We start from the raw sequence: 14,313 nt of genomic DNA, 5'->3' as shown, positions 1-14,313 counted from the left end.
CAATAATGAGTAGGCGCCGCTGTTTTAAGGCAACAAGATGCCCGGTTATCCGTTATTAGCATCACCCTAAATCCCGTCCCTATGAAAAAGATATATTCTATCTTTTTTGCAATCCTGTGTGTATTAACTTCTTACGGCCAAATACCAGCCGCCTGGTACCATTACACAGAAGAATTCTATTTCGTTAAAGAAGTGCCGGCTGCTGCCCTGCAGGGCAAGAATTTCCGGTATGAAATTGCGGTTAAAGCCGATCCGGCAGATACACTTTCCAAAGTACGTATCCATGGCATTGGTGTAGGTAAAGGTCATGAAGATTTCCTGAACAGCCCATTTACTGTTGAAACGAGAAATGAACAGGAGTGGACTATTTACACGGTAATTGGTACTGTGAACCCCGAAGCAAAAAAGCTTTGGTTCTACGCCTCTGTCAATGGTAATGGCAGCTTCTATTTTGATGACATTAGTTTTTATATAGAAGACGCACCCGGCAAGTGGCGTCAATTGAACTTATACAATGCTTCATTCGAAGAGAAGCAGAACGATATTTTCGCCGGCTATTATGTGAGTAGAAGAAGATCGCCCACTGTGCAAACGATGCTGAGCAGAGAAGTGGTAAAGACAGGAGAAAAATCATTGCTGGTAAAAACCAGGGGCGCCGCACCGGTAATGAGCTCGGCCATGCGCCAATAATATTGATCTCTAACGATTATTTTCAACACAACCCACAATTAACATGAAAGGAGCCCAACGAAGGAGCTCCTTTCTCTTTTCCACCCATTTAAACCCAGGTTGAGTAACCATCCATCCAAATGAAATTTATTAACTGGTAGCCTGTTCCAGGCGACGGCGTAAATCGGGATACATTCTTTTCATCAGTGTGTTCAATACCTCTTCTTTCGACGGACCAAAGTTGCTGTTCCTGTTGCGTACCAGTAACCAGTCATTGTTGTCCAGTGCACGGGAGTCGCCGGTATAGGTAGCATAGCTATCGTCCCAGCTAAGGTTATCGGATATTAAACCCTGGTCCACGCTCTTGTTATTTACCACATCACTTACCCGGTAATCAAGGGCGCCATTCACGGTAAAGGTGCGGCGCGTGATGTGCAGGGTAGCGTACACTGTTTTGTATACAGGCTTACCGGCAGTATCTTTTCCAATCTGGATATCGCGCGATACTGTGCGGGTATATTTATAGGGTACGGAACCATTAGCATCTACGTTCCTCCATCTTACATCCACGATCCAGTCGGGATTGATGTTCTCACGGTTTGCATCACGGTCGGTATAAAAACGGGCCGGTACAATATTGGCATTACGGCCACCCAGTTCACGCACCAGTGATTCCTGGTAATCTTCCGGGCGGTAGCGGATACCTGTATTGCCCCAGGTATTAAAGAAAAGGTTATCATCATCTATGCGGTTAACGACTACGTTCACCACACTTTGTTCATAAGATTGTTCTATCAATTGCTTTGTATCCTTGTAACCATTTACATAGTAATTGGCTTTTCGGAAAGCGTCATTGGCCTGCAGGCTTTGCGCACGATCGTTGGCCACCATCAGGTCCGCCCCTTTCCCGTAGTAGTAGGCAGCAGCTTCTTCACGGATGTCCTGTAACTGCTGTAAATAGTTATTGGGGTGTATCAGTTTCAGCAAAGCAGGTACCGACTGAGCGTGGGTGTACATTTCCTGTAGGGCATTGAGCTCATACAGCATTTTATCCCACCGCCTTTCATCACTACTGGTCCTGTACACGGCTACCGCCTGTTCGTGACGTTGTACAGATAAGGCATATAGCTCTTTCAGGTCATTCTGCGCTTTAATGTTGTTAGGGCGCTTAACCAGTTCATTCACGGCTGCATACAGGGGTTTGTCTTCCGTAAAAGAAGCCTGGAATTTCCGGGTGCCGCAGGCTGATAACAATACCACGGCGAGCGACATAGAGGTTATCAGGTGTTTCATAAATTAAATCTCCTTCCCTCTTCTGACTATAAAAGGGGACAAAAGATTGTTAGGGGATTCTTAAAATAGTTGCCTAAACAACCGGTGGGAGGAAGTAGCTGGTATTGCCCCTGAATAGGGATAGAACCTTTTATAGGAAATCAATGAGTTAGGATGAGATCCAGCGTATATAGAGCGTACACCCAGTGTAGAAGCAACCTACTTATATAAATACGCTGCATCTTGGCTGCATGGTGGGTCTGGGAGCTGTAATCAGACAGTTACTCCCAATACCTGCAGGTCTCTTTTGAACTGTTCAGGTGACTGGAAGTGTACAGTATGCAGGCCCAGTTCTTTGGCAGGATGGAGGTTGCGTACATTATCATCTGTGTACACCGCCCGGGCAGGGTCAATGTTAAACCGGCTGATGAGGGTTTGATAGATGGGCAGGAAAGGTTTCCGGGTCTTTTCATCGCCCGATACCACGATGCCTTCAAACCAATGCAGGAACTCGTATTTTTTTAAAGCTATGGGAAAGGTTTCTGCACTCCAGTTGGTGAGGGCATATAACCGGTAATTGGTTTTGTGTTTCAGGTGACGAAGGATCTCTACCGTTCCTTGGATAGGTCCACCCAGCATTTCTTCCCAGCGGCCATAATAAGCCCGGATATTGTCTTCGTGATGCGGGAATTGTTTTACCAGTATCTCCGTGCCTTCTGCCAATGTGCGACCGGCATCCTGCTCTTCATTCCAATCGCTGGTGGTAATGTTCTTAAAAAACCAGCGCATGTCTTCTTCATTGTCAAAAATGGTCCTGTATACGTATTCTGGATTCCAGTCTACCAATACACCTCCCAGATCAAAAACAATGGTATCTATACGGCTCATGCTTTGCTGATTGTGCCGCGAAATTAATACTTAAACCCCTACCATGTTGCTGCGTCTTTCCATCATAACAGTGGTTCTCCAAACACCATCCAACTGGGCAATACGTTCCCGATAGCCAATGTACCGGAAGCCGCACTGCTCATGCAGGTGTATACTGGCCCGGTTTTCTTCATGGATGACACTCAGCAGTGACCAGATGTTGTTTTTCTCGCTTTCCTCAATGAGCGCCATCAGTAACAAACGGCCAATGCCTTTGCGCTGGTGGGCTTCTGCCACATACACGCTCACTTCGGCCACCCCCTGGTAGCATTCACGCGAGGAAACAGGTGACAACGCTGCCCAGCCTGTAATTTCATCTCCTTCTTTGGCCATGATGCGTGAGTGAGGCAGGTACTTGGCATTGAAGACCGGCCATTCCGGTACCGAAGTTTCAAAGGTGGCCATACCAGAGGCAATACCCTGGCGGTAAATATCCAGCAGTATAGGAGCCTGTGCAGTTTGCATCGGTTCAATGGTGATCATAACCCGAATTTAGAAATCAGGCTACAATTTAAGGTGTGATGACGCAATAATTTGGTGTGATTTTATCGTTTAGGGGTAGGTAAGCTGTTATTTATCAGGTGGGTATACTGCAGAAAATACGGTATGAACAAGGATATTTGCTGATTTTAAATAAAAATTAACATGGAATTTATTTATCAGCTATATTCGCACCGCCTAAAAAGAAAAAAGGTCCACTGTAGAAACAGCTGACCTCTAACGATTGCTTGCCATATGAAAAAAGGTAATAAAATCTATCTCTTTTTGTTTGGGTGATGTATTTTTGCTTGTTCACCCTCGGCCTCTAACTCACTTGCCTGCGATACTCAAAAGCCTCATCTTGTTCTTGTCCATACAAAAATAAGATGAGGTTTCACTTAATTCAAAACATCTTATGAGGGATTTGATTACGCCAAAATGGGTGACGCCAGCGCAGAACCCTTGCTGGCACTGTGTTTCAGGAAAATTTCATAATGATGGCCAACAGATTAACAGATACCTTATTCCAATTAGTTCATTCTTTAGAGAAGTCGGAGAAGCGGCATTTTAAACTCTATATAAAAAGAAGTTCAGGTAATGAAGACCTGAAAATCATACAGTTATTTGATGCATTGGACAAGTTGAACGAATATGATGAGAAACTGTTATTGAAAAAACTCCCTTCTATTCAGAAACCGCAGCTTAATAATCTTAAGACGCATCTTTACAAACAGTTGTTAGCAAGCCTGCGGCTATTGAAAACCGCCGAGAATGTAGATCTCCAATTAACAGAGCAACTGGATTATGCCCGCATTTTATACACCAAGGGATTAAAGATCCAGGCATTGAAGATCCTGGAGCGTGTGAAGGAAATTGCCCGCACGAACCAGAAGTTCAATTTCCTGGCACAGGTAATATCACTGGAGAAAAAGATCGAGACACTGCACATCACGCGCAGCTCACAGGAGAAAACTGATCAACTGGTAGAAGAATCACTGGAGATCAGCGGACATATTGACCGCGTAACGCGCCTCTCGAACCTGGCCCTGAAACTGTACCGCTGGTATATCAGGAATGGACATGTGCGCAATGAAAAAGATGAAGCAGGTATCCGGGAGTTCTTTATCAATAACCTTCCTCCCAGTGATGAGATCACCGGCTTTTATGAAAAGCTATACCTGTATCAAAGTTATTGCTGGTATGCTTTCGTACGGCAGGATTTCTTAATGTATTACCGCTATAGCCAGAAATGGATTGACCTGTTTGATGCAGATCCGTTTATGATCACGGTAGAAACCGGTCACTACATCAAAGGCATGCACAACCTCCTGAATGCACATTTTGACCTGCGCAACTTTGAGAAGTTCGAGATCACCCTGCGCAAGTTTGAGGAATATGCAAAAACACCAGTGGCCAATATCCACGATAATTTCAGGACCCATACTTCTATTTACATCAACAGCGCCAAGCTGAACTGGAACCTGATGCGGGGTACTTTCCGGGATGGGCTGACCGAGGTTCCCCAGATCGAGAAAGACCTGGAAGAATATGCTTTGTATGTGGATGGGCACCGCATCATGGTGTTCACCTATAAGATAGCCACCCTGTATTTTGGCAGCGGCGATTACGATAAGTCCATTGACTACGTACAAAAAATCATCAACGGCAATACGGAAATGCGGAATGATCTGCAATGTTATGCCCGGCTGCTGCATCTGATGGCACACTATGAGCTGGGTAACTATGAACTGATGGAGTCGCTGACCAAATCAGTATACCGCTTTATGGCCAAAATGGAAAACCTGACGGTGGTAGAGGAAGAGATGTTCCGATTTTTACGCCACTCTTTCGGTGTATCTCCCCGTCAATTGAAGCCCGAACTGGAAAAATTCCTGGAAAAGATCAGGCACCTTGAAAAGGACCGGTATGAGACCCGGGCCTTCGCTTACCTGGACGTTATTTCCTGGGTAGAGAGTAAGGTATCGGGCAAACCGATGAGCGAGATCATTTATAACAAATACCTCAAACGCCGCAGGCGCAGGTATGCGGAAATAGAAGAACTCAGGAAACAAACGGCTTAGATCTTCCGTAACCGTTCTACCGCCTGCTCCAGCGTAGATTCTTTTTTAGCGAAACAAAAACGGATGACCTTGTTGTCCTCCCCCGACTGGTAGAAAGCAGATACCGGTATGGTGGCAATACCATATTCTTTGGTGATGCGGATAGCAAAGTCTTTATCGCCCTCTTCACTGATACGGTCATATTTATAGCACTGGAAATAGCTGCCATAACTGGGTAAAGACGTAAAACGGGTATCTGCCATGAGCCGGCTGAAGTAATCCCGCTTTTGTTGCATTTCCGGTGATAACTGCAGGTACGATTCCCGGTTTTTCAGGAAGCCGGCCAGCGCCACCTGCGAAGGTGTATGGCAACTGAAGCAGTTGAACTGGTGCACTTTCCTGAACTCTTTGGTAAAGGCTGCAGGCGCTACACAGTAGCCCAGTTTCCAACCCGTGCAATGGTACACTTTCCCAAAAGAAAAGCATACAAAACTGCAGCTGAGCAGATCGGGGTAACGCAGCATGCTTTGGTGCGGCAACTGATCAAAAATGAGATGCTCATATACCTCATCAGAAAGAATGAGGATATTGGTATCCTTCACCACAGCACGTAGTTGTTGTATATCATCTTCCCGCAATACAGCCCCGGTAGGATTGTGCGGCGTATTCAGCATGATCATGCGGGTGCGGGGCGTTATTTTGCTGCGCACCTCATTCCAGTCAATCCGGTAGTCCGGAAATTGCAGGTCTATTAATACCGGTATGGCGCCGTTCACCTGGATGTTGGGGATATAACTATCATAAGCCGGTTCAAAAACGATCACTTCATCGCCGGGCTGTAAAACGGTGGTCAGTGCTGTATAAATAGCATAGGTGCCGCCGGGCGTAATGGTTATTTCGGTATCAGGATTGACTGTCGTATTGTACAGAAAGTTTATTTTGACTGCGAGGGACTCGCGTAGCGGCATCCAGCCGGGCATAGGCGCATATTGGTTGAAACCATCCTGCATGGCTTTGTTTACCGCCACTATCAATGCCTCCGGCATGGGATAATCAGGAAATCCCTGTCCAAGATTCACCGCTTTGTGTTCCGTAGCCAGGGCACTCATAACCGTAAAGATGGTAGTGCCAACCTCGGGTAGCTTAGATTGGATATGCATACAACAATATAACTATCCGCCGATAATAGCGGTGGCTTCAATTTCAATAAGATAATCGGGTTCTATCAGTCCCTTTACTTCTATCATGGAGGTGCAGGGCTTTATGGTGCTGAAGTATTCCCCGTGAGCTTTTCCATATTCCTCCCAGCGGCTGATGTCGGTTACAAACATCCGGGTGCGCACTACATCTTTCAGGGAAGCGCCGGCCTGTTGTAATACTTTCTCAATTTTGCCAATGATGAAGTGGGTTTGCTGGTAAGCGTCTCCTTTGCCAACAAGTTGGCCGTTTTCATCTGCTGCTACGGTTCCTGTTACTTCAATGGTATTGCCGACCTTAACAGCCCGGCTATACCCGACAATGTCCTCCCATTTGGCCCCGGAAGAGATGTTGATGCGATTAGACATGGTATAATGCTTTTGAATTATTTAATCTCAATCAGCTCCGGCTTTATAAGGCTTTCGCCATTGAACCGGAGATAGACCTGGGCTGCAGTCACTACGTCTTTCTGGCAATAGGTAGCAATTCGCTCCAGGTTATTTTCTTTCCAGTATACCTCCCCTACCATTTTGCCATCCATATCGTCTTTAGGTGTAGGAATACCGAGGGTATGAGCGAGCAGGTTGAGCGAGGTATAGTTTTTATAATCACCAAATTTCCATAATTCCATGGTATCGAGATGGGCTATTTCCCAGGGTTTTTTGCCGCTGATGTGCAACAGGGGCGGAATACTTAATCCGTTAATGATAAGGCGGCGGCAGAGATAGGGAAAGTCGAACTCTTTGCCATTATGGGCGCAGAGGTATTTATGATTGTCTGTAGCCCATCGCCGCAACATATCGGTAAACTGCTGCAACAATTCCTTTTCATTATGGCCAGTGAAAGATTTTAGTACCAGTTTTTTTGATTCCCCGTTACCGTGTATGATACCGCAACTGATGCAAACAATCTTGCCGAATTCAGCATAAATAGCTGCGCGGTTGTAGATGGTTTCAAAGGTTTCTTCTTCCTTATTGCGTATAAGGTACGCTGCTTTGAGGCCCCACAATTCTTTCCACTCCTCCGGCACTTCTTCCCAGGTAGCGTATTGAGAAACGGTTTCGATGTCGAGAAACAGAATGTTATTTAAGGCTGCAAGCATAATGGTAATGTGCAAATGAAGGGTAAAAGGTAAAGAAACTTATTGATCTTTGCCTCCCCAAATGTGCACATCAGGTGGTGCCCCCTTATTACAGGAATTTATCGCCTTTGTTCCTTTTTACTTCGGCCACGTATTCTTTAATTTCCTGCTCTTTGTCTTTCTTACAGATGAGGAGCACGTCTTTGGTATCCACCACAATGAAGCCTTCCAGTCCCTGCAACAGTACCAGCCTGTCGTCTTTGGCATGCACCATATTATTATGGGCATCAAATACCATTACCTGGTCGCCGGCTACGGCATTGCCGAGATAATCTTTCTCCAGGTTTTCATAGGCGCTATTCCAGGTTCCGAGATCACTCCAGCCGAATGAGGAAGGGATGAGGTATACATTGTCTGCCTTTTCCATGATACCAAAGTCAATGGAAATATTGGTACAAAGCGGATATATATTATTAAGTGCGGCTATTTCCTGGGTGGTATTAAACTTATCTTTTTCTGCAGCAAAGACATCATACATTTCCGGCAGGTACTTTTCGAAGGCAGATATGATATTCTTGACCTGCCATACGAAGATGCCGGCATTCCAGAGGAATTCCCCGCTGGCCAGGAAAGTCTTGGCCAGTTCGAGATTGGGCTTTTCGGTAAAAGTTTTCACTTTATACACATTATCCGTTACGGCATGCTGCTCGTATTGGATATAGCCATACCCTGTATTGGGATAAGTAGGTTTGATGCCGAGTGTAATAAAGGCATTGTGTTTATTGACAAAACTCAATGCTTCCAGGCATACTTTATTGAAAGCAACCGGGTCCAGGATGAGGTGGTCTGATGGCGCTACAATGAGGGAAGCCTGCGGGTCAAGCTGCTGAAGCTTGAAGGATATATAGGCAATACAGGGAGCTGTATTTTTCCGGGAAGGCTCGCCCAGGATGTTCTGCAGGGGTAACTCCGGCAATTGGTGCTTTACAATGTTGATGTATTCATTGGACGTAACAACATAGATGTTCTCTTTGGGAATGAAAGCAGCAAAGCGGTCGTAGGTAGCTTGAATGAGCGTTTTGCCGGTATTCAGAATGTCCAGGAATTGCTTGGGATAGTTGGTCCGGCTCATCGGCCAGAAACGGCTGCCGATACCTCCTGCCATAATTGCCACATAGTGATGTTTACCGCTGCCCATTGCAGGAATTTGTGATTTTGTCATAGTTCAAGTCTAAATGAGTCCTTCTCTTACGAGATCGTGCAAATGTATTATGCCAAGATAGGTGGAGCCTGTGGTTACCACCAATTGTGTGATATCATATTGACGCAAGAGGTCCAGTGCTTCCACGGCCAATGCATCTGCCTCTATGGTTTTCGGGTTCTTCGTCATAATGTCTGTCGCCTTTATATTATCCAGCTCCAGGGTAATGCTTTTCTCCAGCATACGGCGCAGGTCACCGTCCGTAATAACGCCAAGCAGTTCATCATTCGTATCAACAACGGCAGTAGCGCCTAATCTTTTTTTAGATATCTCTACGATCACCTGCTTCAACGTTGCTGTAGATAATACTTTGGGGCATTCATTGTTTACATACAGATCGGATACATGCAGGTATAGTTTCTTGCCCAGTGTGCCCCCCGGATGAAAGCGGGCAAAGTCATCGGAGCCGAAACCTTTGAGCTCCATCAATACTACTGCCAGCGCATCACCCATCACCAGTTGTGCCGTGGTACTGGAGGTAGGCGCCAGGTTATTGGGGCATGCCTCCTGGGAAACAGTGGTATTTAGTATGATATCGGCCTGTCTGGCCAGGTAAGCATCTATATTCCCTACCATGGCGATGAGGGTATTGCCAAAGTTCCTGACAAGAGGTACCAGCACTTTGATCTCCGGACTTTCGCCACTCTTGCTGATGATAAGCACGACGTCATTTTGCTGAATCATCCCTAGATCGCCATGGATCGCATCGGCAGCATGTAAAAAAATGGCCGGCGTTCCAGTGGAATTGAGGGTGGCCACGATCTTTTGAGCAATGATGGCGCTTTTGCCAATGCCGCTTATAACAAGGCGGCCCCTGGTTTCAAGGATGGCCCGGACGGCTTTTTCAAAATCATCATTGATCATCGGCCGGAGGGAGGCTATGGCTTCGGCTTCCCGGGTGATGGTCCTGATCGCAACTGATTTAATATCAATGGTAGATGCTACAGACATAATTAATAAATGACAAACCTACTTGAAAATTGTTTCCTCACAAAACCACTGGTTTATGATATCACCAGGCTTTAACAAACGTATCCGGACTTAAGCCGGTAAACAGTTAAAATCAACCGCTTGTAAAACAGTTAAATTTCAGTAACTTAAGTGATTTACATGGTAATAGCCGGAAAATCAGCACGTATATATTATATCATATTTGTTAAACCCTGCGTTATTGATTGGCAAACGGCTAAAATGAGTTAAATTCGCAACCCTTTGAAAGAAACCCGGTTCCATTAAAGCAGGAACGGCATCTAACCAATACTAACCACCGATCTGACGACCTGGCCAAACATGAGTTTCTACTATGACATCCGCTTATAACGGGTGTGTGTCCAAAGCAGCTATTACGCTGTTATTAAACTTTATAACCTTATCTCTTATGGACAATTATGTCACTTATTGTGTGAAGGAAACTATTTGAGCATGGGAACAACAACCAAGAAAACGGCAACGAAGACAGAGAAAAGATCTAAAAACGGCGCTGTTAGTAAAAAAGCCGGGACCACCAAGTCCAATGGCAGCATTACCAGTTCTTATCTGCAGGAAGCATTGCAGGAACATTTTGGCTTCAACGGTTTTAAAGGCAACCAGGAAGCTATCATTAAAAGTTTATTGGGTGGCAAGGATACATTTGTGATCAAACCCACCGGCGGCGGTAAAAGCTTATGCTACCAGTTGCCCGCTATGATCAGTGAAGGGGTGGCCATTATTGTAAGCCCGCTGATCGCCCTCATGAAAAACCAGGTAGACCTGGTACGCAGCTATAGCAGCAAGGACGATGTAGCACACTTTCTCAACTCCACATTAAGCAAAAAAGAAATTAGGGAAGTACAGGATGACCTGACAAGCGGACGCACAAAGATGTTGTACGTGGCACCTGAAACCCTGACCAAACAGGAGAACCTGGAGTTTTTTGCTGATCTGAAGATATCTTTTTTCGCTGTTGATGAAGCCCACTGTATTTCTGAATGGGGGCACGATTTCCGCCCGGAATACCGGCGCCTGCGGGAGATGATGACCCAGATTAATCCGGACATACCGGTCATTGCGCTCACCGCTACCGCTACCCCAAAAGTACAGAGCGATATTATCAAGAACTTAGACCTGCGCGATCCTGCCATTTATATTTCTTCTTTTAACCGTCCGAACCTTTATTACGAGATCCAACCCAAGATCAAGAAGGATCAGACAATCAAGAATATTGTACGTTTTATTGTACAGATGAAGGGTAAAAGCGGTATTGTTTATACGCTGAACCGTAAAACAACAGAAGAGCTGGCCGATATGCTGATGGCCAATGGCATTAAAGCAGTGGCCTATCACGCGGGACTGGACAGCAAGCTGCGTGCGGAGCGCCAGGACCTGTTCCTGAATGAAGAAGTGCAGGTGATTGTAGCTACCATTGCGTTTGGTATGGGTATTGACAAACCGGATATCCGTTTTGTGATCCATTATAATATTCCCAAGAGCATTGAAAATTATTACCAGGAAACCGGTCGCGCCGGACGTGATGGCCTGGAAGGCAAGTGTATCCTGTATTATTCCCACAAGGATGTAGCCAAGCTGGAACACCTGATGCGGGATAAACCTTTGAGTGAACGCGAGGTGGGCGCCCAGTTGATCAATGAAACCGTAGCTTATGCCGAAAGCGGGGTATGCCGCCGGAAGGTGCTGATGAGTTATTTTGGAGAAGAGTATACGGATAAGAATTGCGGGGAGTGCGATAACTGCCTGCATCCCAAAGAAGAGGTAGAGGCCAAAGACAATGCTGTGAAGGTATTGAAGACCGTAAAAGCGCTGGATGAGCGTTTTGCTACTGATTATACCGTTAATATTATTATAGGCCGACTTACACCCAATATCAGCATGTTCCGCCATGAGGGTATTGCAGAATTTGGTATTGGCAAGGATGAGCCGGATCATTACTGGAGTACCTTGATCCGTCAGTTATTGCTGGCAGGTCTGCTGAGCAAGGAAATTGAGGATTATGGTGTACTGAAAATTACCAAAGCAGGTGAAGCATTTGCAAAGAAGCCGAAATCATTCAAGATCGTCCTGAATAACCTCTATGAAGAGGCGAATGCAGATGATGATGAAGGGGCCGAAAGCCCGTCGGGCACTGCCGCTACTGATGAGAAGCTGTTTGAGATGCTGAAAGAACTGCGCCAGAAAGAAGCCAAGAAAAAAGCATTACCGCCTTTTGTGATCTTCCTGGAAACTTCTTTGCAGGACATGGCCACTTTGTATCCTACCAACATGCAGGAGCTGGAAAAATGTTCCGGCGTGAGTAAGGGCAAGGCATTGCGCTATGGCAAACCTTTTATAGAGATGATTGCCAAGTATGTGGAGGATAACAATATTGAGCGGCCGGATGATTTTGTGATGAAGAGCGTGGTGAATAAGAGCGGCAATAAGGTATATATCATACAGCAAACCGATAAGAAGATCCCGCTGGAGACCATTGCCCGCAATAAAAGCTGGCGCATGGATGAGATGTTGGAAGAAATGGAGACCATTGCAGCGAGTGGCACGAAACTGAACCTGGATTATGCCATTGATGAAATGCTGGATGACCATGAGCAAGACGAAATCCTGGAATACTTTAAAGGCTGCGAAACATCCTCTTTACAGGTTGCGGCAGAAGAATTGAGCGATGGCAATTACAACTGGGAGCAGTTGAAGATCATGCGTATCAAGTTCCTGGCGCAGTACGGTATGTAACCGACACATTGAAATTGAGGGAGTTATTGTGTAATAAGGTCTATGAACAGCTATCCATAAATAAGTACAACAAAATCAATAATTAATTTTTTGATTTACACGGATTTGCTATTTTTGCAACCCCTAATCAAGCACAAGGATTTTTGGTCCTTATGTAAGAGGCCGGGAAACAGGAGGTGCGGTAGCTCAGTCGGTAGAGCAAAGGACTGAAAATCCTTGTGTCGGCGGTTCGATCCCGCCCCACACCACGAAGAAAATGAAGCGATTATGACGAAAGTTATAGTCGCTTTTTTCATAAAGGTTCAAACAAAAAAACAGGAACTCAAGGGGTTAAGATTTTCTTCACATCCATTTCTAAAAATTTCCAATGTATTTCAGCTTACTAAATCCTAATACAAGCCTCTCACAGTACCCCCTAAAACAGCCTGAATGAAATATATAAAACAATTAGACAGCCTGAGAGCAATTGCGGTTCTTTTGGTAATCGTCAGTCATTGGTTACCTGCATCAAATATTATTAATCGTTTCACGCCCAATGGAGCAATAGGTGTCACCATCTTCTTCGTCTTAAGCGGTTTCTTGATATCGAAAATATTATTTGATAATAAAAACCATGTTAATTATGGCATTTCAAAAGGAACAATACTAAAAAACTTTTATGTACGAAGATCACTTCGAATTTTTCCCATTTATTATTTAACGATTTTTATTCTGCTGGCTTTTAATACAGCAACGGACACACATATTAAATCGGCTTTTATATTTTATGCCACCTATGCTTCTAATTTTTATTTTTTACATACGGATGCCTGGGATGGGATGCTTTCTCATTTATGGTCATTAGCTGTTGAAGAACAGTTTTACCTTTTGTGGCCCTGGATCATTTTATTTATAAATAAAAAGTATCTCCCGCATGTAATAGGCGGTTTCATCTTAACTGGTTTGATCAGTAGTTTTCTATTGAGGGGAATACGCCTGGGTTACGTGCTACCCTTTACTTGTTTTGATGCTTTCGGTCTTGGTGCATTATTAGCATGGCAGGTTAGTTATGGCTTGGTATCCTTAAAAAGATTTTACCAAATTTTATCACTTTGCGCTGGAGTTTCGACTATACTTTTCCTTTGGCATTTAGCGTCGAACAAAACAATATATTTTCCCGAAAGAACTATTATTTCAATTATTTCTTTATGGCTTATCACTTATATTGTTATTAATGCTGACAGCAATAAACCTTTATTCAAATTTGTCTGGGATAATAGGATTTTAATTTTTCTGGGCAAAATAAGCTACGGACTTTATTTATACCACAACCTGATACCAACCCTCAATTCAAAAGTTATTAATGTATATATCAATCCTTTGTTGCCCGACATCTTATTTAAAAGATATTGGGGTGAACTATTTTTAGCTGAAAATACAATCTTACTGATCTTTATTTCCTGGCTCTCTTTCGTCTTTATTGAAAAAAAGTTCCTATTTCTAAAAAAATATTTCGAGTATAAGGAAACTAAAAATACGGCAGAGGCCAACTCAACAATCTCACTAAGCCTTGTATCTCAAAGCGCTCCGGATAGCACAAAGGACTGAAAATCCTTGTGTCGGCGGTTCGATCCCGCCCCACACCACGAAGAAAAAAGACTATGTTT

At 44.6% G+C, this 14,313-nt stretch carries 12 protein-coding genes and 2 tRNA genes; 6 read left to right on the top strand and 8 right to left on the bottom strand.

The window, feature by feature from the left end; genetic code table 11:
- Nucleotides 1-81: 81 nt before the first annotated feature.
- Nucleotides 82-690 carry a hypothetical protein gene (locus HB364_RS05715; RefSeq protein WP_167286906.1) on the top strand — a complete coding sequence of 203 codons (609 nt, stop codon included), beginning with the start codon at nucleotides 82-84 and terminating at the stop codon, nucleotides 688-690.
- A gap of 129 nt (nucleotides 691-819) precedes the next feature.
- Here the strand turns inward: HB364_RS05715 and HB364_RS05710 are convergent, their stop codons facing one another.
- The 3 genes from HB364_RS05710 to HB364_RS05700 all read right to left on the bottom strand — a co-directional run bounded on the left by HB364_RS05710 (nucleotide 820) and on the right by HB364_RS05700 (nucleotide 3,351).
- Complete coding sequence (locus HB364_RS05710; RefSeq protein ID WP_167286905.1) at nucleotides 820-1,962, bottom strand: hypothetical protein; 1,143 nt, start codon at nucleotides 1,960-1,962, stop codon at nucleotides 820-822.
- 252 nt (nucleotides 1,963-2,214) lie between these two features.
- Nucleotides 2,215-2,829 carry an HAD family hydrolase gene (locus HB364_RS05705; RefSeq protein ID WP_167286904.1) on the bottom strand — a complete coding sequence of 205 codons (615 nt, stop codon included), beginning with the start codon at nucleotides 2,827-2,829 and terminating at the stop codon, nucleotides 2,215-2,217.
- A 30-nt stretch (nucleotides 2,830-2,859) separates the two neighbouring features.
- Nucleotides 2,860-3,351, bottom strand: coding sequence for a GNAT family N-acetyltransferase (locus HB364_RS05700; protein ID WP_167286903.1), 492 nt, complete (start codon nucleotides 3,349-3,351; stop codon nucleotides 2,860-2,862).
- 494 nt (nucleotides 3,352-3,845) lie between these two features.
- On the opposite strand from HB364_RS05700, the gene HB364_RS05695 reads away from it, so the two are divergent.
- Entirely contained in the window at nucleotides 3,846-5,429 is a 1,584-nt protein-coding gene (locus HB364_RS05695; protein ID WP_167286902.1) for a hypothetical protein, read from the top strand.
- Here the strand turns inward: HB364_RS05695 and HB364_RS05690 are convergent.
- The 5 genes from HB364_RS05690 to HB364_RS05670 form a co-directional block, all read right to left on the bottom strand.
- Nucleotides 5,426-6,568, bottom strand: coding sequence for a methionine aminotransferase (locus tag HB364_RS05690; RefSeq protein WP_167286901.1), 1,143 nt, complete (start codon nucleotides 6,566-6,568; stop codon nucleotides 5,426-5,428). The two genes, HB364_RS05695 and HB364_RS05690, sit on opposite strands and share 4 nt — an antisense overlap.
- Before the next feature lie 12 nt (nucleotides 6,569-6,580).
- Entirely contained in the window at nucleotides 6,581-6,973 is a 393-nt protein-coding gene (locus tag HB364_RS05685; protein ID WP_167286900.1) for a RidA family protein, read from the bottom strand.
- Nucleotides 6,974-6,990: 17 nt separating this feature from the next.
- Nucleotides 6,991-7,707 (bottom strand): 3'-5' exonuclease, encoded by a 717-nt coding sequence (locus HB364_RS05680; RefSeq protein WP_167286899.1) that lies wholly within the window; start codon nucleotides 7,705-7,707, stop codon nucleotides 6,991-6,993.
- An 88-nt stretch (nucleotides 7,708-7,795) separates the two neighbouring features.
- Nucleotides 7,796-8,908 (bottom strand): mannose-1-phosphate guanylyltransferase, encoded by a 1,113-nt coding sequence (locus HB364_RS05675; RefSeq protein WP_246228333.1) that lies wholly within the window; start codon nucleotides 8,906-8,908, stop codon nucleotides 7,796-7,798.
- 9 nt (nucleotides 8,909-8,917) lie between these two features.
- Entirely contained in the window at nucleotides 8,918-9,898 is a 981-nt protein-coding gene (locus HB364_RS05670; protein WP_167286898.1) for a KpsF/GutQ family sugar-phosphate isomerase, read from the bottom strand.
- Nucleotides 9,899-10,369: 471 nt separating this feature from the next.
- On the opposite strand from HB364_RS05670, the gene recQ reads away from it, so the two are divergent.
- The 4 genes from recQ (at nucleotide 10,370) to HB364_RS05650 (ending at nucleotide 14,292) form a co-directional block, all read left to right on the top strand.
- Nucleotides 10,370-12,667 (top strand): DNA helicase RecQ, encoded by a 2,298-nt coding sequence (gene recQ / locus HB364_RS05665; RefSeq protein WP_167286897.1) that lies wholly within the window; start codon nucleotides 10,370-10,372, stop codon nucleotides 12,665-12,667.
- A gap of 175 nt (nucleotides 12,668-12,842) precedes the next feature.
- Nucleotides 12,843-12,915: transfer RNA gene (locus tag HB364_RS05660), tRNA-Phe, on the top strand.
- A 181-nt stretch (nucleotides 12,916-13,096) separates the two neighbouring features.
- Nucleotides 13,097-14,254, top strand: a complete 1,158-nt coding sequence (locus HB364_RS05655) for an acyltransferase family protein (RefSeq protein ID WP_167286896.1) — start codon at nucleotides 13,097-13,099, stop codon at nucleotides 14,252-14,254.
- Nucleotides 14,228-14,292 (top strand) — tRNA-Phe (locus HB364_RS05650). Before HB364_RS05655 ends, HB364_RS05650 begins: the two co-directional genes overlap by 27 nt.
- Nucleotides 14,293-14,313: the final 21 nt, after the last annotated feature.

The organism is Paraflavitalea devenefica (genome assembly GCF_011759375.1).
GTDB lineage: Bacteria > Bacteroidota > Bacteroidia > Chitinophagales > Chitinophagaceae > Paraflavitalea > Paraflavitalea devenefica.
This window is presented reverse-complemented; position numbering and strand designations above follow the sequence as displayed.

Excerpts from the sequence above, each read along its gene's own strand:
- HB364_RS05715 (WP_167286906.1), top strand. The coding sequence starts at position 82 with ATGAAAAAGATATATTCTATCTTTTTTGCAATCCTGTGTGTATTAACT.
- HB364_RS05710 (WP_167286905.1), bottom strand. The coding sequence starts at position 1,962 with ATGAAACACCTGATAACCTCTATGTCGCTCGCCGTGGTATTGTTATCA.
- HB364_RS05705 (WP_167286904.1), bottom strand. The coding sequence starts at position 2,829 with ATGAGCCGTATAGATACCATTGTTTTTGATCTGGGAGGTGTATTGGTA.
- HB364_RS05700 (WP_167286903.1), bottom strand. The coding sequence starts at position 3,351 with ATGATCACCATTGAACCGATGCAAACTGCACAGGCTCCTATACTGCTG.
- HB364_RS05695 (WP_167286902.1), top strand. The coding sequence starts at position 3,846 with ATGGCCAACAGATTAACAGATACCTTATTCCAATTAGTTCATTCTTTA.
- HB364_RS05690 (WP_167286901.1), bottom strand. The coding sequence starts at position 6,568 with ATGCATATCCAATCTAAGCTACCCGAGGTTGGCACTACCATCTTTACG.
- HB364_RS05685 (WP_167286900.1), bottom strand. The coding sequence starts at position 6,973 with ATGTCTAATCGCATCAACATCTCTTCCGGGGCCAAATGGGAGGACATT.
- HB364_RS05680 (WP_167286899.1), bottom strand. The coding sequence starts at position 7,707 with ATGCTTGCAGCCTTAAATAACATTCTGTTTCTCGACATCGAAACCGTT.
- HB364_RS05675 (WP_246228333.1), bottom strand. The coding sequence starts at position 8,908 with ATGACAAAATCACAAATTCCTGCAATGGGCAGCGGTAAACATCACTAT.
- HB364_RS05670 (WP_167286898.1), bottom strand. The coding sequence starts at position 9,898 with ATGTCTGTAGCATCTACCATTGATATTAAATCAGTTGCGATCAGGACC.
- recQ (WP_167286897.1), top strand. The coding sequence starts at position 10,370 with ATGGGAACAACAACCAAGAAAACGGCAACGAAGACAGAGAAAAGATCT.
- HB364_RS05655 (WP_167286896.1), top strand. The coding sequence starts at position 13,097 with ATGAAATATATAAAACAATTAGACAGCCTGAGAGCAATTGCGGTTCTT.